The sequence below is a fragment of the Ramlibacter sp. genome (assembly GCF_029866045.1).
Classification (GTDB): Bacteria; Pseudomonadota; Gammaproteobacteria; order Burkholderiales; family Burkholderiaceae_C; genus Ramlibacter.
The window spans coordinates 1-11,275 of record NZ_JARXAB010000025.1 but is presented as its reverse complement, the minus strand read 5'-3'; the positions used below and the strand labels follow the sequence as shown (position 1 = coordinate 11,275).

The following is an 11,275-nucleotide window of genomic DNA, read 5'->3' as shown; positions in this document are numbered from 1 at the left end:
AACTGCTGCAACTCGCAGCAGCCCCATCCCCAACCTCCATCCCCAGGGCTTTGCCATGACCTTGACCTCGCAACTGATTTCCACCTGTTTCCAGCGCCTGCCCGGGCAGATCGACGAGGGGGCGCTGCGCATGGCGCGCCTCTCCCTCATCGACAGCCTGGCGGTGGCCTACGCCGCCTACGGCGAGCGGCCCATCGACATGCTGCGCAGCCTCAGCACCGAGGGCCAGACCGAAGGCGAGAGCACCGTGATTGGCTACGGGGAGCGCGGTCGGGCCACCGATGTGTCGCTGGTCAACGGGATGATGATCAGCCTGCAGCTGTTCGACGACAACCACGAACTGATGCGCGGGCACCCCTCCGGTCCGCTGCTGCCCGCCGTGCTGTCGGTGGCGGAAAGCCGTGGCCTCACGCTGGGCGAGGCGATGCGGGCGTTTGTCATCGGCTATGAGGTCGAGTGCCGCCTGGGCATTTTGCTCAATCCCTCCCACTACGAGTTGGGCTGGCATGCGACGGCGACCCAGGGCGCGGTGGCCTCTGCGGTGGCCAGCGGCCTGCTGCTCGGACTGAACGAGAGCCAGATGGCCTACGCGCTGGGCATCGTGGCCTCGCTGGCCAGCGGCATCCGGCGCAACTTCGGCACCATGACCATGTCACTGCACAGCGGCATGGCGGCCAGTCAGGGCGTGCGGGCGGCCAAGCTCGCCGCGCTGGGCTTCAGCGCAGACCCGAACGTGTTTGAAAATCCCCGTGGCTACGGCGCCATCTTCTCCCCCGAGTGGACCGACGCCGCGCTGCAGGCGGACCTGGCCAAATGGGGCAAGGACTGGATGATCAAGGTCCCGACCTTCAAGCTCTATCCCTGCGGACGTCCGAACCTGTTCGGGATCGACGCCGCGCTGGCCCTGCGCGCCAAAGAGGGCTTTCGGGTTGAAGATATCGAGCGCATCGTCTGCGATGTGAGCTACATGTACCCGCGGACAGTCGTTCATTCGCGTCCGGTCAACGGCCTGCAGGGCAAGACCTCGCTCGAGTACTGCGTGGCCACCACCCTGATGAACGGCCGGCCCACGCTGGCCGATTTCACCGACGAGGCGGTTCATCGCCCGCATGTGCGGGCCCTGCTCGATCGGACCGAGATGCGGGTACCCCCCGAACTGTCCGAGGATATTCCCGCGGTTCGCAAGGCGCCCTTCGAGCAGCCGGTGACCGTCAACCTCCATATGCGCGACGGCCGTCACCTGAGTGAGGTGGTTCATGTGGCCAAGGGCAGCCCCACCAACCCGACCACCGAGGAGGAACTCAACGGGAAGTTCACCGATTGCGCCGTGCCCAATATCGGCCAGGCCCGGGCTCTGGGCATCCTGGCGACGCTCGGCAACAGCACCCTGCCGGTCCGGGACCTGATGGCCTCCCTGATCGTGCGCCGCTGAGGAAACGGCATGCAGTCACGCCCCCCCATCCTGGTCGTCGAAGACGACCCCGTTCTGCGCCAGGTCGAGGTGGTGCTCGATCCGCGCACCAGTGCGGAACGGAGCGCCGCCTACGCAAGTTACGTCGCGCACGATGTGCCCGGCTGGCACGCGTGGCGCGACACGCTGCGCGCCAAGCTGTCGCGCCTTCATCCAGCCGAGGTCCGCCTCGTCGACAGTCAGGCCGCTTTGCGACAGGCCTTGCCCGGTGCCGATGGGGTCGTGGTGGAAAGCCTGGAGATCGGGCCTGAGGAACTCGCACTTGGCACGGGGCTGCGGGTGGTCCAGAAATTCGGCCACGCCGGCAAGAACGTCGACATGGCGGCCTGCGCCGCGCGCGGCGTGCAGGTACTGGACCTGCGCCGACGCACCAATATCTCTTTGGCCGAGCACACCCTGATGTTCATGCTGTGCCTGGCGCGGCGATTCCCCTACGTGAACCATCTGGTAACGCCCGAGCGCCTGCACGCGGCGGGTATTGCCCAGTCGCCCTACGACACCCGGCACACCGCCAGTGCCAACTTTGGCCGCATCACCGGGCTGCAGACGCTGCATGGCCGCACCCTGGGCCTGCTCGGGTTTGGCGAGATCGGCCAGGAGACGGCGCGCCTGGCCCATGCCTTTGGCATGCGGGTCCTGTACAACAAGCGCCATCGCCTGGGCGCCGCCGAGGAGGCCGGGATGTCGGTGGCCTACCGGGACTTCGACGCGCTCTTTGCCGAGTCTGATTTTTTGAGCGTGCATGTCCCCTCGGGACCGGCCACCCGCGGTCTGGTCGATGCACGCGCGATCGGCCTGATGCGCAAAGGCGCTTTCCTGATCAACACCTCTCGCGCCCAGATTGTCGACCCGGCGGCCTTGCTCGAGGGCCTGCAGTCCGGTCACCTCGGTGGTGCTGCGCTGGACGTGCTTTACAAAGAACCAGCCACGGAGGACGACCCCTTGCTCGCTTTCCCCAACGTCTTGCTCACGCCCCATACCGCCGGTGCCGCCCGCATGAACGGGCTGGCCGACATGGAAGACATGCTCACCCAGATTCAGGGCGCGCTGGCCTGAGAGGCTGGCGATGCGTCTGCGATAACTTCACACCCACCCTGCCGATTCACCCAAGCAAAAGGAGATAGATCCATGGAGACACCAAGCAAGAAAGCCGGCGTGCCCAGGCGCGCTGTGCTGCGTGCGATGGGCGCCGTAGGCGCGACGGTGGCGGGCGCCTGGCCCGTCCGACATGCGCTGGCGCAGAGCGACCCGGCCGCCAACTACCCGAATAAGCCGATCCGCGTCATCATTCCCTTCGTGGCTGGCGGCTCCGGCGACACGGTGATCCGCGCGGTGGGGCTGCGTCTCACCGCCGCCTGGGGTCAGCAGATCGTGATCGAGAACCGGGCCGGTGCCAGTGGCGCCCTGGGCCTGCAGGTCGCCTCGAAGTCGGCGCCCGACGGGTACACCCTGGTCCTGGGAACCTCCAGCACCCACGCGATCAACCCGCACCTGCAGCAGGACCTGGGCTATGACGCCTTCCGCGATTTCGCGCCTGTGGCGATGCTGATCACCGCCCCCAATGTGATGGTGGCGCACCCCTCGGTGCCTGCCAACAACCTGCGTGAGTTGATCGCACTGGCCAAGGCGCAGCCCGGCAAGCTGAGCTTCGCATCGAATGGCGCAGGAACCGTTTCCCACCTGTCGGGGGAACTGCTCAATTCGGAAGCCATGATCAAGCTGCTTCATGTCCCCTACAAGGGCGCGGGGCAGGCGGTGAACGACGTGCTCGGGGGCCATGTGCCGCTCCTGATCGGCGCATTGCCCACGACATTGGCGCATGTGAACGCCGGCCGGCTCAAGGCGATTGGCGTCACCACCGCCCAGCGATCGCCGGCGGCGCCAGCCATCCCCACCTTCGCCGAGTCCGCCCTGCCGGGGTTTGACGTGGGCCAGTGGTTCGGCATCTTCGCGCCTCCCACCACCCCGCGCGAACTGCTCACCAAGCTCAATCTGGAAATCAACCGGGCTCTCAACCAGGCCGAGCTGAAGGCGGAGTTCGCCCGTGTCGGCTTCGACACCACCCCGCGTTCGCCGGCAGAATTCAACACCTACATGCGGGCTGAGTCTGCCCGCTGGGCCAAAGTCATTAAGGAGGCAGATATCCGTGTCAGCTGAACTTCACACCCACGACCGCACCCGTGCCCAGCGCCGGGCCCTGCTTGCCCTCCTGGCCGCTGGCGGCACGGCACCTTCCGTGCTGGCCCAGGCGAGCGCAGGCACCTACCCGCAGCAGCCGATCAAGATCATCGTCCCCTTCGCTGCCGGCGGTCCGACGGACGTTCTGGCCCGCGCGATCGGGGTCAAGCTCACCGAGCGCTGGGGTCAGCCCGTTGTGATCGACAACCGGGTCGGCGCGGGCGGCAACATCGGCGCTGAACTGGCGGCCAAGGCAGCGCCCGACGGCTACACGCTGATGCTGGGCACTGCCGGCATCCTGGCGGTGAACCCGGCCCTGTCGAAGGTGCGCTTTGATTCGGTCAAGGACTTCACGCCCATCTCGCTCACCGCCAACCTCACCAGCCTGCTCGCTGTCCATCCCAGCCTCAAGGTGAAGACCGCGCGGGAGCTGATCGCGCTGGCCAAGTCCAAGCCTAGCCAGCTCAATTACGGCTCGTCCGGCAATGGCACGGCCAGCCATCTGGCGATGGAGCGCTTCAACCGCATCGCCGGTACCGACATCCGCCATGTGCCCTACAAGGGCGCTGCCCCCGCGGTGAACGACCTGGTGGCCGGCAATGTGGAGGTCATGCTGATCGGATTGCCCACCATCATGCCGCAGGTCGCAGGCGGCCGAGTGGTGCCGCTGGGCATCTCCAGCCTCAAGCCTTCGGCAATGGCCCCCGGCTTGCCGACCATCGCCGACGCAGCCGGCCTGCCGGGGTTTGAAGTGACCAACTGGCTGGGCATGATGGCGCCGGCTGGGACGCCGCGGCCCATTGTGGCTAGGCTCAATCGCGAGATCGTGGACATCCTCAATCGCCAGGACGTCAAGGACCAGCTCGTGGCCGCTGGCTTCGACCCGCTGACCAGCAGCTCGGAGCAGTTTGCCAGCTACCTCGAGTCTGAGCTGGCCCTGTGGGGCAAGTTCATCCGGGAGACCGGGATCAAGGCGGACTGATCGGCCTCATTGGACTGATCTCCAGGAGTTGCCATGCCGCTCGAAATGCTGGGCACTTCGCCCAGGCACCTGTCCCCCGCCGTCCGTGCGGGGGACTTCGTTTTCATTTCCGGACAGCTGCCCACCGACGCCCAGGGCCGGGTGGTCGAGGGCGGCATCGAGCCGCAAACCCGGCAGGTGTTCGAGCACCTGCGCAGCACGCTGGCCCTGGCTGGCTGCAGCCTGCGGGACGTGTGCAAGGTGACCGTCTGGCTGCAGGACGCGGCTGATTTCGGCGGCTTCAACCGGGTCTATGCCGAGGCCTTTGGCGACCACAAGCCAACCCGCTCCACGGTGCAGGCCAGGCTGATGATCGATGCCAAGCTGGAGATCGAGGTCACCGCCTTCAAGCCTGCCTGAGATACTTGCCGCCAACGCACCCGCTTGCAGCGCAAGCGCCCGCAACGACCTGCAACGCCCTGCACGAGAGGAACCCCATGTCCGTCGGAAAACCCCTGGCCAACTACGCCACCTGGCGCCAACTCGGTGACCAGGTCTACCTGAGCGGCGTCATTGCGGTCGACCCGTCTGCCGGCGCGGTCGTCAACCGGTACGAGGACTTGCCGCCCGAGGCCCTGCCGGCCTTGCGTGCGCTCGGGTTCGTCACCGGCCAGATGTCGGTCGACACCTTCGAGGCGCCCATCGTGGCCCAGAGTTGGTGGGTGCTGGCCCGCATCCGCGAGCTGGCCGCCGAGGCCGGGGTGCGCATGGAGCATGCGGCGCGGCTGGTGCAGTACTTCCGTGACCTGCGCCACTACCCCCACTACAACCGAGTGCGCGGCCTGTTCTTCGAGGCACCGGTGGTGAGCACCGTGGTCGAAGTGAGCCGCATGCTGCCCGACGACCGGGTGCTGGTCGAGGTAGAGGCCACGTTCTGGAAGCCCGCGAACGGGGCATGAGAGGGCGTCCCCCGGTGGACGCTCAGTTCGTCTGAGCCGCTCTTGCGGTCATTGCGCGCCCGTCATCTCCATGCCGGCCTGTACCCATGACTTGAGCTTGCCCGGATTGAGCAGGCCGCGCGGGTCAAAGCGGCGCTTGAGCGCCACCAGCTCGGGCGGCACCGAGCCGCCGAACTTGCCGTCTTCCACCACTTTCACATGCGGGTTGTTAACCCGCACGCCCATTTCACGAATGCGCCGAATCACCTCATTGAGGTGATCTTCCGAGACGAACCGCATCAGGGGCAGCGAGGTGCAGGTGGTGTGGCCGTCCAGGCCGCGGATGAACTCCAGGTGCAGCATCACCTCGTCACCGAAGGTCGCGCGCAGCCTCTTGACCTGCTCCAAGTGCTGGCCGGCGGTAAAGCTCAATTGCAGGTAGGTGATCCCGCTATCTTCCTTCAGCGCGTGCAAGGTGGTGTGGTTCCAGGTGTGCTCCATCACCGTCCGGTTTTGCCGGATCGCCTGCTCGGTGCTGTCCTCGTAGGTCTGCTTGCCGCCGAGGCCCTCGGCCAGGGCACGTGCTGCCGCCAGGCTCGAGGGCGCGAGTACCACCCCCACCGCGTGCTGGCCTGCGGGCAGGTACTCGGTCAGCCGGGGCAGGTAACGCGGAATCGGATCCATCCAGACGCAGATGTTCTTCTTGGCGATACCGGGTCCCAATGCCAGCTGGTTGGCAAATTCCAGGCAGTCGTCTGCGCTGGAGAAGGTGTAGATCGCCTCGTGCCAGTTGGCCGCTGGCGCCAGCGCCAGTTCGATCTCGACCACGATGCCGTTGGTGCCCCAGGCATGGTGCTGCATCAATGCCTCAGCACCGCGCAGTTCGATGAGGCGTGGCTCGGGCTCCACCGTCATCGCGCTCACTCCCAGGATGGTGCCGGGGGAGGCCAAGGGCCCATAGTTGATTGAGCCGATGCCGCCAAAGCCGCCGCCGAACAGCCCGCCCAGCGAGGCCATGCGAAAGGTCGAGGGCACGCAGCGCAGCTCCCAGCCAGCGGGTCGCGCCTGCTGGTCGAAGTCCGCCAGGCGAATGCCTGTCTGAGCCCGTCCCATGCCGTCGCGTATCCAGGCGACGCGCTTGAGGTCGCTCATGTCGATCACCACGCCACCGTGCAGCGGCGTGGCCTGGCCATAGTTGCCGGTGCCGCCGCCACGCATCGTGATCGGCACGTCTTGCCGTGCGCAGGCGCCCACTACCTCGCGCAGTTCCGCCTCGTCGCGCGGGCGCACCACCCCGTCGGCCACCTTGCCCTCGAGGATGCGCTTGAGGACCGGGCTGAACCAGGAGAAATCCTGCGAGAGTCGGGCGATGCGGGCGGGGTCTGTGGTCCAGGCCAGCGCGGGCAGCGTCTGCTGAATCTCAATCAGGGCGGTCTGTTGGCGGGTAACGGTGGTGTCGGACATGCTCAGTGACGCAAAGTAAGTGTGTGGGAGGCTTGGAGAGCCTGGGCAGCGCAGGAGAGCGCCTCAATCGCGGGACAGTTCGCTTGCGTGCCAGCCACCCAGGTGACGGCGGGTCAGCCAAGCCATGGCCACGAACAGCGCCACACCGGTGAAGGAAATCAGCAGCAGGGCGGCGAACATACGAGGTATGTCGAGCTGGAAGCCGGCCTGCAAGATTTGATAGGCCAGGCCCGCACCGGTGCCACCCGTGCCAGCGACAAACTCCGCCACCACCGCGCCAATCAGGGACAGGCCGCTCGAAATGCGCAGGCCGCCAAAGAAATAGGGCAGGGCGCTGGGAATGCGCAGGCGCAGCAGGGTCTGCATCCGGGTGGCGCGATTGAGCTTGAAGTAGCTTTGCAGGTCAGGGTCGACGCTTCGCAAGCCCAGCGTGGTGTTGGAGATGATCGGGAACAAGGCCACCAGCGCTGCGCAGGCCACCATCGCCCCGGTGGGGTTGCGCACCCAGATGATGATCAAAGGGGCCACGGCCACAATGGGCGTGACCTGCAGCAAGATGGCGTAGGGGAAGAAGGCGGTCTCGATGACGCGGCTCTGCACGAACAAGAAGGAGATCAGCACCCCTATCACCGTGGCCAGCAAAAAGGCCAACAGGGTGATCTTGACCGTGACCCACAGGGCCAGGCCCAGCTGCTGCCAGTTGGCAAACAAGGTCTTCACGGTCAGCCCGGGCGAGGGCACCACATAGTGCGGTAGCTCCATGCCGGTGACGATGGCCTGCCAGCCGCCAATGAGCACGACAGCCACGATCAGGGGGTAAATAAAACGGGCGGACGACAGGCCGGCCGATGGGGACGTGGGGCGATTGCTCATAGGGCCTTCATTCCTGGGCGTTGGCGTTGGCGCCGGCCTTCGCTTCGGCGCGGCTGGCTCGGTGCAGGCTATCCTGCAGACGCTTGGCGTAAATGGAAAACTGCGGCGTAACCATGAAGTCGGTGCTGCGCGGGTAGGGCTCGTCGATTGGGATCTCCTCGACGATGCGGCCTGGCCGCGCGGCCATCATCACCACCCGGGAGGACAGGAACACCGCCTCGTGGATGGAGTGGGTCACGAAAATCACCGTGATTTTTCGCGCGCGCCAGATCTCCAGCAGCTCGGCGTCGAGCTTGTGGCGGGTGATCTCGTCGAGCGCACCAAAGGGTTCATCCATCAGAAGCACGCTGGGGTTGGTCACGAAGGCCCGGGCGATCGACACCCGCATCTGCATGCCGCCAGAAAGTGCGTTGGGCAGTTGCTCGCCGAACTGGTCGAGGCCGACGAGGCGCAGCGCGTCCTCGACCCGCGGGCCGATCTCGGCCTTGGGCACACCCGCCAGCTCCAGGGGCAGGCTCACATTGGCCCGCACCGTGGCCCAGGGCATGAGCGTGGGCGACTGGAAGACGAAGGCCATGCTCCGGTCGGCAGGCTGCGGTGTGCCCGGGGGCTGGCCCCAGACCTCCAGGGCGCCCTGATCGAGTGGCAGCAGGCCCGCCATCATCTTGAGCAGGGTGCTCTTGCCGCAGCCCGAGGGGCCCAGCAGGGTAACGAACTCACCCTGCCGGATCTCGAGGTCGACCGGCTGGAGCGCGTGGGTGCCGTTCGGGTAGACCTTGTCGGCCCCCCGAACGGAAATCGCGACCGACGGGCCTGAGCTCATGGGAGGACCTTGATGCTCTGGATGATCTTGGTGTTGAAGGTGCTCTGGAAGTTGACCTTCGACGCGTCGATGACCTTGGCGTTGACCAGCAGGTCGTAGCCGGCCTTCAGGCGCGCCTCGCGGATGATGCCGATGCCGTCACGCTTGGCGTCGCCGCTGGTGATCACCTCGAGTTCCTTGAGCTTGGCCACGCTGTAGGCGAGCTGCTCGTCGGTCATGTTCTGGTTGGCCTTCTTGATCAACTCGTTGCCGGGTGCCGGGTTGGCCAGGTAGCTTTTCCAGCCTTCCATTGACGCCCGAACGAAAGCCGTCAAGGCCTTCTCGCGCTCTTGCACCGTTTTTTCCATGCAGGAGATGGTGGTGTTGTAGGCGGGGTAGCCCTGCTCGGAGAACATCAGAACGTTGATTTTGACGCCAGCCTTCATCAGCGAGAAGGGCTCGGAGGTCAAAAAGCCCTGCATCACCGAGTTCTTGTCGCCGACGAAGGGCTGTACGTTGAAGGTGTAGGGGCGGATCTGGCTGTCCTCGAGGCCGTACTTGGCCTTGAGCCAGGGCCAGAAGGTGCGCTGGGACGCGGCGCCGATGAAGATGGTCTTGCCCTTCATGTCCTCGAAGCGCTTGACGTCCTCGTGGGCGATCAGCACCTGAGGGTCCTTCTGGAACACCGAGGCGACGGTGACCACCGGTACGCCGGTGTTACGGGCGTTGAGCGTTGCGAAGTCGCTGCTCATCATGCAGTCGGCCTGACCGGCCGCCATGATCTGCAGGGCATTGAGCTGCGGGCCACCGTTCTTGATGGTCACGTCCAGGCCGGCCTTTTGGTAAAGGCCCGTGGCCACTGCCTGGTAGAAGCCGCCGTGCTCGGCTTGCGCGTACCAGTTGGTCTGGTAGACGAACTTTTCCTGCGCTTGCGCGCCGGTGGCGGCGCCGCCCAGGGCCAAGGCGGCCGCGAGGGCCCAGGACAGGCGCTTGGCACTGAATTTCTTTGATGGCTGCATGTCGGTCGCTCCTTATGGTGGTGGGTTGAGTGGTGAACTTTGGGGGTAGGAAAAACTTCGGCTCGCCGCGCGCTCAGGCTGTGGGAGATTGCTGGATGTGACCGGCAAGGTTTGTCCGGCCCCAGGTGCTCTCGGGGCGCTGGATCCATTGCAGCTGGTGCACCTCCTCGATCGCCTGCGCCCAGTGGCGCGACAGCGATTCGAGAATGATTTGGCCCTGTTCAGGCGTGGCACCGCAGGGGTCGCCGATCACGCCACTTGGACCGAAGTCGCGGCTGGTCCAGGCACAGGCCGGCCGGCCGTCCTGCGACAGCAGCTTGATCGGAAATTCATCCGGGAAGTTGGCCACCGCATGCTCCATGCGCACCGTGTCGGGTGCCAAGGCGAGCATCAGCGCCGTCTCGCCGTGGCCGGCGTGCATGGCCAGGCGCTTCTCCCTGTCGGAGGTGAAGGCACCGGTGCCGCTGGGCATCTTCCACACCGAGGTCGGAATGATCACGAAGTCGCCATAGCGCAGGCGCAGTTCGCGCGCGGCCATCTCCATCACCTGGGGCTGGCCGCCGTGGCCGTTGGCGATCACCATCTTGCGGAACCCGCTGCGGTAAACGGACTCGCCGATTTCGATCACGGTTGACAGCAAGGTGGTGCCGGTGAGCGTCATCGTGCCGGGAAAGTGCAGGTGCTCTTCGGATTTCCCGTAGGTGATGGGCGGCAGCGCGAAGGCTGGCACCGAGTCGGGCAGCCGGGCCAGCGCGTGGCCGATCACGCCCGAGGCGATCACGGAGTCCACCGAGCAGGGCAGGTGCGGGCCATGCTGCTCGATCGCGCCCGTGGGCAGAACGATCACCGTGTTGGCCCGGTCGGGCAGTTCGGCGATCTGTGTCCAGGAGAGGTAGGGCAGGTAGCGGTGGGGCGGGGTGTAGCCGTGCAGCATGGTCAGTAGGTCTCGGATGAGGGGGTCAGGTCGGTGGGTGTCCAGAGCGTATCTTGCCGTGTCGCCAGCCAGTCGCCCCCGCGCAGGATACGGCGGCGCGCCGAGAGGTCTGGCCAGGCCAGGTCGGGGCGGGCCTCGAAGCACACCAGGTCGGCCGGCGATCCCGGGCCCAGTACCTGGGGCGCCGGCGTCCGGTCCAGGGCGTCAGGCCGGGCGATGGCATTGCTCCATGCGTCGAAGGGGTCGCCCAACTGGGCGGCATTCACTGCCAGCAAGAAGGCTTCCACTGGGTCGATCGAGCCGCCGCGGCAGAAGGCATCTTGCACATTGTCAGAGCCCACCAGCACGGGAATGCCTCGCGCGCGCGCCTCGTGCACCCGGGTCAGGCCTCGGCGCACGGGCGTGAAGCCAGGCCGGGCGTCCTGCAGTAGCAAGTTGGTGGACGGCAGGGTAACAAGGCGTGGCCGGGGCAGGCGCGCCATGGCGTCCAGCGTCGCCAGCGCTTCGTCCTCGGGCTGGGCGGACAGGGCGCAGGCATGGCTGAAGGTGATGGCGGCCTCCATCCCCAACTCGCGCGCCAGGCGCACCGCGGTAGCCACGCCCTGGGCCTTGGGATCGAGCTCTTCGTCGATATG

11 protein-coding genes and 1 pseudogene are annotated in these 11,275 nt (G+C 66.2%); 6 read left to right on the top strand and 6 right to left on the bottom strand.

The window, feature by feature from the left end:
- From QE494_RS02910 to QE494_RS02885, 6 genes are all read left to right on the top strand, one after another.
- Window positions 1-1,432 (top strand): MmgE/PrpD family protein (locus tag QE494_RS02910; protein ID WP_300041379.1); only part of this gene is annotated, 1,432 nt, incomplete at its 5' end.
- A 9-nt stretch (window positions 1,433-1,441) separates the two neighbouring features.
- A complete protein-coding gene (locus QE494_RS02905) occupies window positions 1,442-2,527 on the top strand; it encodes a 2-hydroxyacid dehydrogenase (protein ID WP_300041377.1) in 1,086 nt (361 codons plus the stop codon).
- A 72-nt stretch (window positions 2,528-2,599) separates the two neighbouring features.
- Window positions 2,600-3,628 carry a tripartite tricarboxylate transporter substrate binding protein gene (locus tag QE494_RS02900; protein WP_300041375.1) on the top strand — a complete coding sequence of 343 codons (1,029 nt, stop codon included), beginning with the start codon at window positions 2,600-2,602 and terminating at the stop codon, window positions 3,626-3,628.
- Entirely contained in the window at window positions 3,618-4,631 is a 1,014-nt protein-coding gene (locus QE494_RS02895; protein ID WP_300041373.1) for a tripartite tricarboxylate transporter substrate binding protein, read from the top strand. Before QE494_RS02900 ends, QE494_RS02895 begins: the two co-directional genes overlap by 11 nt.
- 33 nt (window positions 4,632-4,664) lie before the next feature.
- Window positions 4,665-5,030 carry a RidA family protein gene (locus QE494_RS02890; RefSeq protein ID WP_300041371.1) on the top strand — a complete coding sequence of 122 codons (366 nt, stop codon included), beginning with the start codon at window positions 4,665-4,667 and terminating at the stop codon, window positions 5,028-5,030.
- A gap of 77 nt (window positions 5,031-5,107) precedes the next feature.
- Window positions 5,108-5,569 carry a RidA family protein gene (locus tag QE494_RS02885; RefSeq protein WP_300041369.1) on the top strand — a complete coding sequence of 154 codons (462 nt, stop codon included), beginning with the start codon at window positions 5,108-5,110 and terminating at the stop codon, window positions 5,567-5,569.
- Between the two features lie 48 nt (window positions 5,570-5,617).
- On the opposite strand, the gene QE494_RS02880 is transcribed toward QE494_RS02885, so the two are convergent.
- From QE494_RS02880 to QE494_RS02855, 6 genes and pseudogenes are all read right to left on the bottom strand, one after another.
- A complete protein-coding gene (locus QE494_RS02880; RefSeq protein WP_300041367.1) occupies window positions 5,618-7,012 on the bottom strand; it encodes an FAD-binding oxidoreductase in 1,395 nt (464 codons plus the stop codon).
- Between the two features lie 63 nt (window positions 7,013-7,075).
- Window positions 7,076-7,885: an ABC transporter permease gene (locus tag QE494_RS02875; protein ID WP_300041365.1), complete on the bottom strand. Its 810-nt coding sequence runs from the start codon at window positions 7,883-7,885 to the stop codon at window positions 7,076-7,078.
- Between the two features lie 7 nt (window positions 7,886-7,892).
- Window positions 7,893-8,708 (bottom strand): ABC transporter ATP-binding protein, encoded by an 816-nt coding sequence (locus tag QE494_RS02870; protein ID WP_300041363.1) that lies wholly within the window; start codon window positions 8,706-8,708, stop codon window positions 7,893-7,895.
- Window positions 8,705-9,706 (bottom strand): ABC transporter substrate-binding protein, encoded by a 1,002-nt coding sequence (locus QE494_RS02865; RefSeq protein ID WP_300041361.1) that lies wholly within the window; start codon window positions 9,704-9,706, stop codon window positions 8,705-8,707. The genes QE494_RS02870 and QE494_RS02865 overlap by 4 nt, the downstream gene beginning before the upstream one ends.
- A 73-nt stretch (window positions 9,707-9,779) precedes the next feature.
- Complete coding sequence (locus QE494_RS02860) at window positions 9,780-10,640, bottom strand: creatininase family protein (RefSeq protein ID WP_300041359.1); 861 nt, start codon at window positions 10,638-10,640, stop codon at window positions 9,780-9,782.
- Between the two features lie 2 nt (window positions 10,641-10,642).
- Window positions 10,643-11,275: pseudogene (locus QE494_RS02855) on the bottom strand (amidohydrolase); the annotation flags it as partial.

Bases quoted from the DNA above. Each gene is read 5' to 3' on its own strand.
- QE494_RS02905 (WP_300041377.1), top strand. From the start codon at position 1,442: ATGCAGTCACGCCCCCCCATCCTGGTCGTCGAAGACGACCCCGTTCTG.
- QE494_RS02900 (WP_300041375.1), top strand. From the start codon at position 2,600: ATGGAGACACCAAGCAAGAAAGCCGGCGTGCCCAGGCGCGCTGTGCTG.
- QE494_RS02890 (WP_300041371.1), top strand. From the start codon at position 4,665: ATGCCGCTCGAAATGCTGGGCACTTCGCCCAGGCACCTGTCCCCCGCC.
- QE494_RS02885 (WP_300041369.1), top strand. From the start codon at position 5,108: ATGTCCGTCGGAAAACCCCTGGCCAACTACGCCACCTGGCGCCAACTC.
- QE494_RS02880 (WP_300041367.1), bottom strand. From the start codon at position 7,012: ATGTCCGACACCACCGTTACCCGCCAACAGACCGCCCTGATTGAGATT.
- QE494_RS02875 (WP_300041365.1), bottom strand. From the start codon at position 7,885: ATGAGCAATCGCCCCACGTCCCCATCGGCCGGCCTGTCGTCCGCCCGT.
- QE494_RS02870 (WP_300041363.1), bottom strand. From the start codon at position 8,708: ATGAGCTCAGGCCCGTCGGTCGCGATTTCCGTTCGGGGGGCCGACAAG.
- QE494_RS02865 (WP_300041361.1), bottom strand. From the start codon at position 9,706: ATGCAGCCATCAAAGAAATTCAGTGCCAAGCGCCTGTCCTGGGCCCTC.
- QE494_RS02860 (WP_300041359.1), bottom strand. From the start codon at position 10,640: ATGCTGCACGGCTACACCCCGCCCCACCGCTACCTGCCCTACCTCTCC.